Raw genomic sequence first — 13,657 nt, 5'->3', positions numbered from 1 at the left:
TGGCCGGTCATGGACTGGAGGTTCGGCACGGCAAGTTGTCTATACAATTATCGATGTGTCGGAAAGACCGGCAATCGGTGTTATCACCTGGGGATTTCACTGTGCCACAATCGAAAGATGGCGTAATTCAGGCGTCAGGAAGCGGGAATGCGGGTATACGTGGAGCAGATTGAACTTGTATAGACAAGCTCGCTTCGGTAATCTGATTCCACCTTGTCCAGACAACTTTGACACCGCAATGAACATCAAACTCACTCCCGGCCATCTGACCCTGTCCCAACTGCGCCAGATCGCGCGTGCCGATGAAAACGGCGGCGTGAAGCTCGAACTCGATCCGGCCAGCTTTGCGGCCATCGACGCAGGCGCACGCGCCGTTGCCGAGATCACGGCGAAGGGCGAGCCCGCCTACGGCATCAACACGGGCTTCGGGCGTCTGGCGAGCACGCATATTCCGCGTGAGCAGCTCGAACTGCTGCAGCGCAATCTGGTGCTCTCGCACGCCGTGGGCGTGGGCGAGCCGATGTCGCGTCCGGTCGTGCGTCTGCTCATGGCGCTGAAGCTGTCGAGTCTGGGCCGCGGCCATTCGGGCATTCGCCGCGAAGTGATGGACACGCTCATCACGCTGTTCAATGCCGACGTGCTGCCCGTGATTCCGGTGAAGGGTTCCGTGGGTGCTTCGGGCGACCTCGCGCCGCTCGCGCATATGTCCTGCGTGCTGCTGGGTGTGGGCGACGTGTTCGCGAAGGGCGAGCGCATGAGCGCGGTCGAGGGCCTGCGTCTCGTCGGTCTCAAGCCGCTCGCGCTGCAGGCGAAGGAAGGCCTCGCGCTGCTCAACGGCACGCAGGCTTCCGCCGCGCTTGCGATCTACAACATGTTCGCGATCGAGGACCTGTACCGCACGGCACTCGTCTCGGGCGCGCTCTGCGTGGACGCGGCGGCAGGTTCGGTGAAGCCGTTCGACGCGCGCATTCACGAACTGCGCGGCCATCGCGGCCAGATCGAGGCGGCCTCGGCCTACCGCACGCTGCTCGAAGGTTCGGCGATCAACCTCTCGCACCGCGACTGCGGCAAGGTCCAGGACCCGTACTCGCTGCGCTGCCAGCCGCAGGTGATGGGCGCGTGTCTGGACCAGATGCGCCACGCAGCGCAAGTGCTGCTCGTCGAAGCGAACGCGGTGTCGGACAATCCGCTGATCTTCCCGGAAACGAACGAAGTGCTCTCGGGCGGCAACTTCCACGCGGAACCGGTGGCCTTTGCCGCTGACAACCTCGCGCTGGCCGCCGCCGAAATCGGCGCACTGGCCGAGCGCCGCATCGCGCTGCTGATCGACGCGACGCTTTCGGGCCTGCCGCCTTTCCTCGTCAAGGACGGCGGCGTGAACTCGGGCTTCATGATCGCGCACGTCACGGCGGCTGCACTGGCCTCGGAAAACAAGACGCTCGCGCATCCGGCTTCGGTCGATTCGCTGCCGACTTCGGCAAACCAGGAAGACCACGTGTCGATGGCGACGTTCGCCGCGCGCAAGCTCGCCGACATTGCCGACAACACGGCCAACATCCTCGCGATCGAACTGCTCGCCGCGGCCCAGGGCGTGGACCTGCGCGCACCGCATCACACGAGCCCGGCGCTCGCGCATGTAATGGAGTCGGTGCGCGCCGAGGTGCCGCATTACGACCTCGATCGCTACTTCGCGCCGGACATCGCCGCGATGACGAAGCTCGTGCAGAACGGCGCGATCGCCAAACACAGCCCGCTGGCGTTCGAGTCCGAGCAATAAGCGCCGAAGGCCAGATAAAAACCTGAATAACATCCGAGACGAAGACGTTATGAACCAACCGAACTTCACCGACCCGCGCCTCGACCCGACCCGCACGACCCGCGCACCGCGCGGCAGCGAGAAGGTCTGCAAGACCTGGCTGGCGGAAGCCGCCTACCGGATGCTCCAGAACAATCTGGACCCCGAAGTCGCCGAGCATCCGCATGCGCTCGTGGTGTACGGCGGCATTGGCCGCGCCGCGCGCAACTGGGAGTGCTTCGACCAGATCCTCGCGTCGCTCAAGGACCTGAACGAGGACGAGACGCTGCTGATCCAGTCGGGCAAGCCCGTGGGCGTGTTCCGCACGCATGCCGACGCCCCGCGCGTGCTGCTCGCGAATTCGAACCTCGTGCCGCACTGGGCCACGTGGGAGCACTTCCACGAACTGGACCGCAAGGGCCTCATGATGTACGGCCAGATGACGGCGGGCAGCTGGATCTACATCGGCTCGCAGGGCATCGTGCAGGGCACCTACGAGACGTTCTATTCGGTCGCGAACCAGCACTTCAACGGCGACCCGAAGGGCCGCTGGATCCTCACGGGCGGTCTCGGCGGCATGGGCGGCGCGCAGCCGCTCGCGGCGACGATGGCGGGCTTCTCGATGATCGCGGTGGAATGCGACGAGACGCGCATCGACTTCCGCCTGAAGACGCGCTACGTGGACCGCAAGGCCAAGACCATCGACGAGGCGCTGGCCATCGTCGAGGAAGCGAAGAAAACGGGCAAGCCGGTTTCGGTGGGCCTGCTCGGCAATGCCGCCGACGTGTTCGCCGAGTTCGTGAAGCGCGGCATCACGCCTGACTGCGTGACGGACCAGACGAGCGCGCACGATCCGATCCACGGCTACCTGCCGCAGGGCTGGAGCGTGGAGCAGTGGCGCGAAGCGCAGAAGGTGGCGCCCGAGTCCATCGTAAAGGTCGCGAAGGAGTCGATGGCCCATCAGGTGCGCGCGATGCTCACGCTGCAGGAGCGCGGCGCGGCCACGCTCGACTACGGCAACAACATCCGCCAGATGGCGCTGGAAATGGGCGTGGAAAACGCGTTCGATTTCCCGGGCTTCGTGCCGGCGTATATCCGCCCGCTGTTCTGCGAGGGCAAGGGCCCGTTCCGCTGGGTGGCGCTCTCGGGTGACCCCGAGGACATCTACAAGACCGATGCCAAGGTCAAGGAGCTGATCCCGGACGATCCGCACCTGCACAACTGGCTCGACATGGCGCGCGAGCGCATCGCGTTCCAGGGCCTGCCCGCGCGTATCTGCTGGGTGGGCGTGAAGGATCGCTACCGTCTGGGCCAGGCGTTCAACGAGATGGTCAAGAACGGCGAGCTGAAGGCGCCGGTCGTGATCGGCCGCGACCACCTCGACACCGGCTCGGTGGCGAGCCCGAACCGCGAAACGGAATCGATGAAGGACGGCTCGGACGCGGTGAGCGACTGGCCGCTGCTCAATGCGCTGCTGAACACGGCGGGTGGCGCGTCGTGGGTCTCGCTGCACCATGGCGGCGGCGTGGGCATGGGCTTCTCGCAGCACTCGGGCGTGGTGATCGTGGCGGACGGCACGCAGTCGGCGCACGAGCGTCTGGGCCGCGTGCTGCTCAACGATCCGGCCACGGGCGTGATGCGCCACGCGGACGCCGGCTACGAACTCGCGCAGCAAACGGCGCGCGAAGCGGGTCTCAAGCTGCCGATGCTCGGCCGATGAGCGGCGTGACGCCGCCGTTCAAACGCGGCGGCGTCACGTTTGCGAGCGCTCGCTCAGAGCGTTTCGGGCAGCCGGTGTGAGTCGTTGTCGACGCAACAAACAAGCACCTCGGCATCCTCGGCACCCGTGCTGAGATAGACGTGCCCCACGGCGCTGTCGAAATAGAGGCTGTCGCCGGGCGACAGCCTGAAGACCGTGCCGTTTTCAAAATGCAATTCCAGTTCCCCGCCCAGCAGGAATAGAAACTCCTCGCCGCTGTGGCGGATGTAATCGGGAAACGCGTCCATCGTGCGGGCGTGGATGCGTCCGCGCATCGGCACCATGCGCTTGCCCGTGAGATCGTTGGCGATCATGCCGTACTCGTAGTTCGGCGTGTCGTAGATCATCTGCTTGCCCGCGCGCGTGAGCGACGGCTTCATCGGGCCGGCCGCCTTGCGCTTCCTGCGCCCGAAGATCGTGTCGAAGTCCACGTTCAGCGCGTGCGCGAGTGCCGCGAACTTGTCATAGGTGAGCGCAATGTCGCCGCGTTCGGCCTTCGAAATCGTCGAGACGGCGATTCCCGACAACTCCGATAGCTGCATCAATGTCAGCTCGCGCGCCTTGCGCGCCTCGCGCAGACGCGCGCCAACGGCCGCGTGATCGATTTCCGTTGCCGCCTGCCCGGTTGCTTTCCCGGTTGCGTGCTCAGTTGCGTGCTCAGTTGCGTGATTACGTGCTGCGCTTTTTGCCATGGAAGGGCCGGTTCCCGGTTACGGGTTTTGTCGTATACGAGAAATTATTTTTTCTCGTATATGATAACTCGCATCTCGACTCCCCTTTGAAGGAGCAGCGTCGTGGCCTCAATCGCACTGGGAAAAACGGGTCTTTCGAAGGGCCAGGTCATTGCCGCGACGACGCTGGGCACGGCGCTCGAGTACTACGACTTCACGATCTACAGCTTCTTCGCGATCCAGATCGGCAAGCTGTTCTTTCCCTCTGCATCACCGGTCAACCAGTTCCTGCTTTCCATCGGCCTGTTCGGCGTGGGCTTCGTGGTGCGTCCACTCGGCGGCATCGTCATCGGCGCCTATGCGGACCGCGCCGGGCGCAAGCGCGCCATGGTGCTCACCATCATGATGATGGCGCTGAGCTGCGCGCTGATCGCCTGCGCGCCGCCGTACGCGGTGGCGGGCATCGCCGCGCCGCTCATCGTGCTCGCGGCGCGCCTGATCCAGGGCTTCGCGGCGGGTGGCGAGTTCGGCCCCGGCACCACGCTGCTCGTCGAATATGCGAGCGACAACACGCGCGCCTTCTTCGCAAGCTGGAACTTCGCGGCGACGGCGCTGGGCCTTGCGCTCGGCGCGACGGTCGCCACGCTCGTGAACGTGCTGCTGCCCAAAGAGGCGGTCGACAGCTGGGGCTGGCGCGTTCCATTTCTCGTCGGCATCGTGGCGGCGCCCGTGGGCATGCTGATCCGTCGCCGCCTCGAAGAGACGCTGAGCGCCGCACCGGCGCACGGCGCACGCCGAAGCGGCGCGTTGAACTCGGCGCTCACCACGCATCTGAAACTCACGATACTCGGCACTTTCGCCGAACTCGGCGGTTCGGTCTCCATCTACATCACGGCGTTCTTTCTGCCGAATCACGCTGTGCGCGTGTTGCATCTTTCGTCCACGGCGGCCGTCGCGTCCGGCGTGGTCAGCTCGCTCGTGCTGTTCGTCGCCGCGCCGCTCGTGGGCAAGCTCGCCGACCGCTACACCCGCAAGCGCGTACTCGTGATCTCGCGCGTCGTGCTCCTGCTGAGCGTCTATCCGGCGTTCGCCTGGCTTTCCGCCGCGCCTTCCATGGCGCTGCTCTGCGCGGTGTCCGCCTTCCTCTCCGTGTTCGTGGCGGGGCAGGTCGTGCCGGTGCTCGTGATGATCCCCGAACTGTTCCCGCGCGAAGTGCGGGCCACCGGCATTGCGCTGACCTACGTCGTGAGCGCCTCGATCTTCGGCGGATTTTCGCCACTTGTGGCAAGCTGGATCGTCGCGCGCACCGGCAATCCGCTCGCGCCCGCCTGGTATGTCGCGGCTGCCTGCGCCATTTCGCTGATCCCGCTCGTCTGGCTGCGCGACCGTACCGGCGAGGCCATCGGCTGAACATCTTTTCATCAGGAAACCGAACGATGCTCGACAAGACCGAACTGGTCAGCCTGTCCGCCGTCGAATTGCGCCGCCTGATCGGCGCCAAAGCCATTTCGCCCGTCGAACTGCTCGATGCGTGCATCGAACGCATCGAAGCCGTGAATCCGGCCGTCAACGCGATTACGGCGACCTGTTTCGACGCCGCGCGCGAAGCGGCCAAAGCGGCCGAGCAGGCCGTCATGGACGGCAAGCCGCTCGGCCTGCTGCACGGTCTGCCGCTCGGCGTGAAAGATCTCGAAGACACGGCGGGCCTGCTTACGACCTACGGCTCGCCGATGTCGCGCGGGCACGTGCCTTCGCGCGACGTGGTGCTCGTGGAGCGCCTGCGCGCGGCGGGCGCGATTCTCGTGGCGAAGACCAACGTGCCGGAGCTAGGCGCGGGCGCAAATACGCGCAATCCGGTATGGGGTGCAACAGGCAATCCGTTCAACCCCGCGCTCAATGCCGGCGGCTCGTCGGGCGGCTCGGCGGCAGCGCTCGCGTGCGACATGCTGCCGGTTTGCACGGGCTCCGACACAGGTGGTTCGCTGCGCATTCCCGCCGCGAAGTGCGGGGTAGTGGGCTTCCGTCCGTCGCCGGGGCTCGTGCCCAATTCGCGCCGCCTGCTGGGCTGGACGCCGATCTCGGTGGTCGGGCCGATGGGGCGCGACGTCGCCGAAGCGGCGCTGCAACTCGCGGCAACCGCGGGCGAATCGGCTGGCGATCCGCTGAGCTATGCCGTGGATGTCAACGCGTTCGCCTTGCCTGCGCCCATTGATCCGTCGACGCTGCGCATTGGCTATACCGAAGACTTCGGCTGCTGCGACGTCGACCCGCAGATTCGCGCCGTGTTCCGCGCGCGCATGGCGGAACTCGAACGCATCGTCCATACGTGCGAGCCGGTGGCGTTCGATCTGGGCGACGTGCATCGCTGCTTCGACGTGATCCGCGCGGAGAGCTTCGTCGCGGGCCTGCATGCCGCCTATACGCGCGACCCGGGCGCGCTCGGTCCGAACACGCGCGCGAATTACGAAATGGGCGCGAAGATGTCGCTCTCGGACAGCGCGTGGGCGCAAGCCGAGCAAACGCGCATCTACCAGCGCTTCCAGTGCGCGTTCGCGCGCTACGACGTGATCGTTTCGCCCACCACGCCGGTGACGCCGTTCCCGTGGACCGAGCTCTATGCCGCGCAGATCGACGGCCGCGCACAGGAGAATTACTACCGCTGGCTCGCGCTCACGTACGTCGTTACGCTCACCACGCATCCGGCGCTCGCGCTGCCGTGCGGCGTCGATCACGCGGGCATGCCGTTCGGACTCCAGATCGTGGGTCCGTTCCGCGGCGACATGAAAACGCTCGCCGTCTCGCAGGCGCTGGAAACGGCGTTTTCGGCGTATCCTCATCTGCGTCGTCCGCGCCCCGATCTCGCGCGCCTGACGCAAGCCAATCCGGCGCTGACGTCCATCGTCACGGCGCCTCCCATTTACGACCCGGCCGGCAGCGACGCTGCCGGTCTTTCGGCGGTGTGAACATGAGCAACGATATCCAAAGACTGCAAACCAACGCGCGCATGAGCCAGGTGGTGATCGCCAGCGGCGTGGTGTATCTCTCGGGCCAGGTGCCCGATACCGCAGGCGCGTCGATCGACGTCCAGGCTACCGAAATCCTCACGCGTATCGACAAGCTGCTCGCATCGGCGGGCGTGGACAAAACGCGCGTGCTGACCGCGAACGTGTGGCTCAGCGACCCGAAGCATTTCGACGCGTTCAATGCCATATGGGACGCCTGGGTTCCGCAAGGGCACGCGCCCACGCGCGCCTGTGTGCAGGCCTTGCTGATGCGCCCGGGCCTCGACGTCGAAGTGGCCGTCACCGCGCTCGCCTGAGTGCCTTCGAGCCAGGAACATTGCGTGATGAAATTCGATTCGGTCGTGCTTGGCGGCGGTATCGTCGGCGTCTCGGTGGCCTTGCAGTTGCAGCGGCGCGGTCTCTCGGTCGCGCTCGTGGACCGCAGGGCGCCGGGCAATGAAACATCGCACGGCAACGGGGGATTGATTCAGCGCGAGGGCGTCTACCCCTATGCGTTTCCGCGCGAGCTTGCCACGCTGCTGCGCTACGCGCGCAACCGCTCGACGGACGTGCGCTATCACCCGGGGGCGATGCCGAAACTGCTGCCGTTTCTCTATCGCTACTGGCACCATTCGCGCGCCGATCGGCACGCCGAAATCGCGCGCGCGTATGCCACGCTCATCGAGCATTGCGTGATCGAGCATCGCGCGCTGATCGAGGCGGCGGGCGCACAGGCGCTGTTACGCACCAACGGCTGGATGAAGGTGTTTCGCAGCGCGGCGGCCATGGACGCCACGCTGGCCGAGGCGCAGCGCTGGCAGCGCGAGTACGGCGTGGGCCACGAGGCGCTGGACGCCGCGGCGCTGCGCGCCGCCGAGCCTGCGCTCAGTCACACGCTGGTGGGCGGCGTGCGCTACACCGATTCCGATTCGGTTAGCGATCCGAAGGGATTAGTGACGGCGTACTCGAAGCTCTTCGAACAGCTCGGCGGCCGCTTGCTGATCGGCGACGCCGCGACGCTCGAACCGTCGTGGCGCGTCATGACACAGGATGGCCCCGTGCTGGCGAAGTCGGCAGTCATCGCCATGGGGCCGTGGTCGGGCGATCTCACGGCGCGGCTCGGTTACGAGTTGCCGCTCGCCGTGAAACGCGGCTATCACATGCATTACGCGGTTACGAATGGCGCGAAGCTGAATCAGCCGGTGCTCGACGCCGAAGCGGGCTTCCTGATTACACCGATGGTGCGCGGCACGCGTCTCACGACCGGCGTCGAACTCGGCTTGCGCGATGCGCCCAAGACGCCCGTTCAGCTCGAAGCCGTGGAGCCGCTCGCGCGCGAAATCTTCGCGCTTGGCGCGCGGCTCGATGCCGAGCCGTGGCTGGGCCGCCGCCCCTGCACGCCCGACATGATGCCGATCATCGGGCCTGCGCCGAAGCACGACGACCTCTGGTTCGCTTTCGGCCACGCGCATCACGGCCTCACGCTCGGCCCGGTCACGGGGCGCCTGATCGCGGAAATGATGACGGGCGCGCCGACGGTGGTGGATCCCCGGCCATTTCGCGCCGATCGGTTTTGACGGCGCGCGCACCGGCGCACACGTGGTCAGAACCGGTAATTGAGCCCCGCGAACGCCGTGATCTCGCGGCGGCTCTCGGTGATCGGGCTGTCGGCGGCGTAATGCTGAAGGCGTCCGAACGTCGCGTTCACCGAACCGACCCAGTGCTTCGAGAAGTCATGCGTCATATAGAACGTCATGTGCAGATCGCGAATGCCGGCGCCCGGCGCATAGGTCGGCAAGCCGGATGCCGCACTCTCGTCCGGCGTCACACCGAATAACGTACGCGTGTAGACGCCGTTGGCCCACGTGAGCCCCGGTCCCACCGAGAACAGCCATCCCGTCAGCGGCAGCGACACATACAGGTCGGCCGTTGCCGTCGTGCCTTGCCCGTGGCCGCTGATGTCCTGATACATGGCAACGGCGCCGGTGAACGCCCACGCCGTGTAATCGGCGAAGAGGCGCAGCTTCGGGCCGTCATCGACATTGCTCAGGCCGTGCAGATGCGGGTCGTCCGACACGGTGCGCGACTGGAAGTCGAAGCTCAGCGAAGCGCCCACATGGTAGTTCTCCGCGGAAATCACGTTCACGCCCAGCACGTCCGGCCCTTGCGAGAAGAAGTGGTCGCGGTACGAGATATCGAGCGACGGGAACGGATAGACCTTCATGTGGCGCGCGCCCGGATACTCGGGCGCGAAATAGGCGCCCGGACCGATCGAGACTTTCCACGGCGAGTCGGTTGTTGCGGTGCTGGACGTATCGGTGTCGGCCCACGCGTGCGAGGCCAGGGTCAGCGCGGCGACGCACGCCAGCCCTTTGATTGCTACGGATGGCTTCACGTATTTTTCCTTCCCACTGCCGCCAGTTGGCGCAGGCGCCGGGCGAGCGCCTTGGAGACGACCGGCGCGTCCTTCGCGCCGCGCGCGACTTCGCTCTCGCGCAGGAACAGGGCCGTTTCGCGCGCAACGATCTCGCGTTCGTTGTCCGAGGTGATCATGTGATACGAATCGTCGAGCCAGAGCGTGCGCAGGAAGTTCGAGCCGATGCGGTCGATCACGTGGCGCGGGTTGCGCGGGCTCGACGTTTCGTCGTCGATCGCGTGGATCACGAGCGTGTCGTTCTCGATCGCGGCGACATCCTTGCGGGCCGCGCGCGCGAGGCGCAGCGCCTGATGCAGCGCGGGCAGGGCAATCGTCGAGGGGCCGACCTCGCTGAAGTCGCTGCGCTGCATGGCGCGCGCGATCTTCTTGCGCAGCGCTTCGTTGCGCACGCCGAACGGTTCGGCCTCGCGATAGCGGTAGCGGTGGCGCAGCGGTGTGAAGTATGCCCAGTCGAGCAGGAAGCGATACCACGGGATCGCCCAGCCGTCGTAGGCGAGCGTGAGCGAGAGCAGCACGAGCGACTGCGCGGCGGGCCGCTCGCGAATCAGACGCAGCGCAAGCGCGCCGCCGATCGACAGCCCGCAGATCGAGACGCGCTCGTAGCGCGCCGCCAGGGCGTCGAACTCGCGCGCGGCATTTTCGACCCATTGTTCCATCGGCAACTGGCCGGCGCCGGCGCTATAACCGTCGATGACGGGCGCGCATACCGTGAACCCTTCTCCTTGCAGATAGCGCGCGAGATAGCGCAGCTCGATCGGCGAGCTGGAGAGTCCGTGAAGCATGAGCACGGCGTGGCCGTCGCCTTCGCAGAAGAAGCGCGTGGATTGCACGGCTGGCGCTTCGGCAGCGGCCAGCTCCAAATCGAGCGTCGCCATGTCAGCTCTCCGTGCGCAGCACGAGAAAATCGCCCGCGTGAGTGGTGAAGCGTTCGCAGTTGCAATTGACGTGCCGGTACTCGCGCCTGGGCTGCTCGCTGCGCAGGCGCACGCGATGATGGCCCGGCGACAGGGCGTGCGTGAGGCGCTGCACGTCGTCGGGATGCAGCGCGTCGAAGAGCGGGCCGGGCGCGACTTCGGCGGCGGCCGGCAGCGCTTGCGACATGCTCTGTCCCACGCTCGCGCGCTGGGCGGCATTGCGCTCGAGCCCCTTGATGAGGATGAAGCCTTCGTGATGCTGCGCGAGATGCCGCAGCAGGCGGTGCGTTTCGTCGACGGCGCGGCGCGCCAGCGCGCGTTCGTTGTCGTGACGCAGCAGCATTTCGTAGCGGGACTGGGCGACCGACGTAATCAACTGCGCGCGAAACTGCTCGCGCCGCAGACGCTCGATCAGCGTGATCACGATGATCGTGACGAGCGGGTACGACACCATCAGGATCACATCGCGGGTGTCGAGGAACGTAATGTAATTGTAGGGAGGCACGAACATATAGTCCGCAATGGCGAGACCCAGCGCCATCACGGTCAGCGCAGGCGCGAGGCCGAGGAAGTATTCGACCAGCGAAGCGGCGATACAGAACGTCGTGCCCGGCATCATCGGGCCGAGCAGGGGGTGCAGTGCGAAGCGGATGGCGCTCGCGAGCGCGAGCGCGCCAGCGGCAATGCACCACCGGCGCGGGCCTCTCGGCGCCCAGTGGCGGGCGTTACGGACTTTCATGATTTCCCGGGTCGCCCGCCGCGTGACGGGCCGTCGCGCGCGTATTGCGCATGGGCAATCGCTGACGCTTTAGTTGTAAGCAGTGCAAGGAATTCGACAGGAACGGCGAGAAGCGGCCGCGGTGACCGACCCGTCACCGTCAGCGCTCTGACGAATTTTTGTGTGTGTCGAATATTACCACTGTTTACAAACGTCGGACCAGGCGAAACGAGGCCGCCGAGGGAAACCGTCGCGGGATTCAGACGTCAGGATTCGACGTCGGCGAGGCTGAATATTCCGGTCTTGTCGTTATACGAAAAGATCTCTGCGTAGCGGCCCCAGGCGATCACGGCGTCGAGCGTTTCCTGCGCGGCGTCGTCGGCCAGCAGGTCCTCCAGTTCCTGCTCGAAGCGCACGCGCGGGGCGCGATGTCCGGGGCGCTCGTTGAGCACCGTGCTGATCCGCGCGGCCAGCGGCACGTTGCGCAGCAGATGTTCGGCGAACATCAGCTTGCGCTCCTGCGTATTGAATTCGTTGAAGGTCTTGCCCGCGTGCGTGAGCACCACGTCGCCTTCGCTGACCTCCGCAAAGCCGAGGTGCTGGAGCATTTCCGCGACCGGGAAGAGCTCGTTGACTTCCAGTTGCAGCGTGCGCGCGATTTCCGGCATGTCCGCGCGGCCGTTGTAGGGCGCGGCGGCCAGCGTTTCGATCAGGCCCGCCATCAGGTTGACCGACACGCCCGGCAGCGCGCTGCCCGGCTCGAGTTCGGGTTTGGCCGGCGCGCCCGCCTGGCGCGCGGTCATCTTCGCGTAGATGTCGTCGACGAGCGCGCGGAACGCCGGATCGAGACGATTGCGCGGGTGCTTGAACGCCACCGGAATCTCGGCCACCACGCGGCCCGGGTTCGACGACAACACGAGAATGCGGTCGCACATGAATACGGCTTCCTCGATATTGTGCGTGACGATCAGCACCGACTTGATCGGCAGGCGGCCTTGCGTCCACAGGTCGAGCAGGTCGGTGCGCAGCGTTTCGGCCGTGAGTACGTCGAGCGCGGAGAAGGGCTCGTCCATCAGCATCAGCGTGGGGTCGACCACGAGCGCGCGCGCAAAGCCCACACGCTGGCGCATGCCGCCCGAAAGCTCGCGCGGATAGGCGTTTTCGAAGCCGTCCAGACCGATCAGGTCGATGGCGGCGAGCGCGCGCTTGCGCCGCTCGTGCGGGCCGACGCCGATCGCCTCCAGGCCGGCCTCGACATTTTCCAGCACGGTGAGCCACGGGAACAGCGCGAAGGTCTGGAACACCATCGCGACGCCTTCGGCCGGACCGCGCAGCGGCTTGCCCAGGTAGTTCACGTCGCCGCTGGTGGGCGGAATCAGGCCCGCGATGATGCGCAGCAGCGTGGACTTGCCGGAGCCCGAGCGGCCCAGCAAGCCGACGATCTCGCCTTCACGCAGCGTGACGTCCACGTCGTCGAGCACCAGCTGCTCGCTCGGGTTCTTGCCGAAGCCGCGGCACACGTGCTGGACGCACATCACTTCCTGGCCGGTGCGGGACCGCGTCTGCAGCACGTCGGGAGTGATCGGTTTGAGGTTTTGCATGGGATTGATACTCAATCAAGGCGAACACGGAACTCGGCATACGCGTGCAACTGCCGGTTCAAGGCGAAACGAAAAGCGCGTGAAAGGGAATGGTCAACTCACGGCCACGATCAGGGCGCGCCTCGCTTTTCCAACGATGGCGAATCTTCGTGACCGGAGTTTTGCAGCACTTAGGAAAGCCGGGACTTGAGGCGGCGCCACAGGTCTTTCCATGGGTGACGGCAAACGCGTTCGAGCGAGAGCAGCGCTTCGTAGTGCGCGCGCGCTTCGTTGACGTGAGGCAGATGCGACAAAAGCAGACCGAAAATCATGATGTTTCTCCGGACGTCTGGCGTGTATGGGCGAGTGCGAAGCCCGCAGACGATCGGTCGCCGCGCAGTGCGCGGCTGGATGGGTCTACGTGCTTTCCTCGGACGAGTTCGAAGGCAAGCGGTAAGGGCAACTGTCACTGTCTGGCATGTCGGCTCCTGTTCATGCCGGGCGCAGGCCAGCGCTGCGCCGCGAAGCGGGGGGCAGGCGAACGGCGGCTGCGGGCTCAAGCGCTCGCTAGGTCGCGCCAGGGCGAACGCGTGCGAAGCCCGCGTCGGCATGGCGCTTTGGTTCGGGGTGCACGAAGGAAGACTGCTACGGCGCGCACCGTCTGCCTGCTGGCAGGACGGCGGCTCGGGGAAGGGAGCGGATGTCCTGCCGGTCAGGCAGCGAAACGATTCGAAGATCGACTACTACTGTCCAAGGCATCGGCCCCATTGAGAAGACGGGC

At 65.9% G+C, this 13,657-nt stretch carries 12 protein-coding genes; 6 read left to right on the top strand and 6 right to left on the bottom strand.

What is annotated here, in order from left to right; genetic code table 11:
• Positions 1-238 precede the first annotated feature (238 nt).
• Together hutH and hutU are read left to right on the top strand one after the other, a co-directional pair.
• Complete coding sequence (gene hutH / locus AB4Y35_RS19250) at positions 239-1,777, top strand: histidine ammonia-lyase (RefSeq protein ID WP_368705495.1); 1,539 nt, start codon at positions 239-241, stop codon at positions 1,775-1,777.
• Positions 1,778-1,826: 49 nt separating this feature from the next.
• Positions 1,827-3,515, top strand: coding sequence for a urocanate hydratase (gene hutU / locus AB4Y35_RS19245; protein ID WP_368705494.1), 1,689 nt, complete (start codon positions 1,827-1,829; stop codon positions 3,513-3,515).
• A 53-nt stretch (positions 3,516-3,568) separates the two neighbouring features.
• Here hutU and AB4Y35_RS19240 read toward each other — a convergent pair whose 3' ends face one another.
• The gene (locus tag AB4Y35_RS19240) at positions 3,569-4,246 is read right to left on the bottom strand and encodes a helix-turn-helix domain-containing protein (protein ID WP_368705493.1); all 678 of its coding nucleotides are present in this window, start codon (positions 4,244-4,246) and stop codon (positions 3,569-3,571) included.
• 102 nt (positions 4,247-4,348) lie between these two features.
• On the opposite strand from AB4Y35_RS19240, the gene AB4Y35_RS19235 reads away from it, so the two are divergent.
• From AB4Y35_RS19235 to AB4Y35_RS19220, 4 genes are read left to right on the top strand one after another with little or no spacing between them, the layout of a single operon-like run.
• Complete coding sequence (locus AB4Y35_RS19235; protein WP_368705492.1) at positions 4,349-5,635, top strand: MFS transporter; 1,287 nt, start codon at positions 4,349-4,351, stop codon at positions 5,633-5,635.
• 26 nt (positions 5,636-5,661) lie between these two features.
• Positions 5,662-7,188, top strand: coding sequence for an amidase (locus AB4Y35_RS19230; protein ID WP_368705491.1), 1,527 nt, complete (start codon positions 5,662-5,664; stop codon positions 7,186-7,188).
• A 2-nt stretch (positions 7,189-7,190) separates the two neighbouring features.
• Positions 7,191-7,544 carry a RidA family protein gene (locus tag AB4Y35_RS19225; RefSeq protein ID WP_368705490.1) on the top strand — a complete coding sequence of 118 codons (354 nt, stop codon included), beginning with the start codon at positions 7,191-7,193 and terminating at the stop codon, positions 7,542-7,544.
• A 27-nt stretch (positions 7,545-7,571) separates the two neighbouring features.
• Positions 7,572-8,804, top strand: coding sequence for an NAD(P)/FAD-dependent oxidoreductase (locus AB4Y35_RS19220; protein ID WP_368705489.1), 1,233 nt, complete (start codon positions 7,572-7,574; stop codon positions 8,802-8,804).
• A gap of 26 nt (positions 8,805-8,830) precedes the next feature.
• On the opposite strand, the gene AB4Y35_RS19215 is transcribed toward AB4Y35_RS19220, so the two are convergent.
• The 5 genes from AB4Y35_RS19215 to AB4Y35_RS19195 form a co-directional block, all read right to left on the bottom strand.
• On the bottom strand, positions 8,831-9,622 hold the full coding sequence (locus AB4Y35_RS19215; RefSeq protein WP_368705488.1) for a MipA/OmpV family protein: 792 nt from the start codon (positions 9,620-9,622) through the stop codon (positions 8,831-8,833).
• On the bottom strand, positions 9,619-10,446 hold the full coding sequence (locus AB4Y35_RS19210) for an alpha/beta hydrolase (RefSeq protein ID WP_368706110.1): 828 nt from the start codon (positions 10,444-10,446) through the stop codon (positions 9,619-9,621). Before AB4Y35_RS19210 ends, AB4Y35_RS19215 begins: the two co-directional genes overlap by 4 nt.
• 94 nt (positions 10,447-10,540) lie before the next feature.
• The gene (locus tag AB4Y35_RS19205) at positions 10,541-11,317 is read right to left on the bottom strand and encodes a DUF4118 domain-containing protein (protein ID WP_368705487.1); all 777 of its coding nucleotides are present in this window, start codon (positions 11,315-11,317) and stop codon (positions 10,541-10,543) included.
• A gap of 245 nt (positions 11,318-11,562) precedes the next feature.
• Positions 11,563-12,897 carry an AAA-associated domain-containing protein gene (locus AB4Y35_RS19200; RefSeq protein WP_368705486.1) on the bottom strand — a complete coding sequence of 445 codons (1,335 nt, stop codon included), beginning with the start codon at positions 12,895-12,897 and terminating at the stop codon, positions 11,563-11,565.
• A gap of 170 nt (positions 12,898-13,067) precedes the next feature.
• Complete coding sequence (locus AB4Y35_RS19195) at positions 13,068-13,208, bottom strand: hypothetical protein (protein WP_368705485.1); 141 nt, start codon at positions 13,206-13,208, stop codon at positions 13,068-13,070.
• Positions 13,209-13,657 lie beyond the last annotated feature (449 nt).

The organism is Paraburkholderia sp. EG286A (assembly GCF_040965375.1).
Classification (GTDB): Bacteria; Pseudomonadota; Gammaproteobacteria; order Burkholderiales; family Burkholderiaceae; genus Paraburkholderia.
Note: the sequence above shows the minus strand (reverse complement) of the source record. Positions and strands in the feature narration are given on the sequence as shown.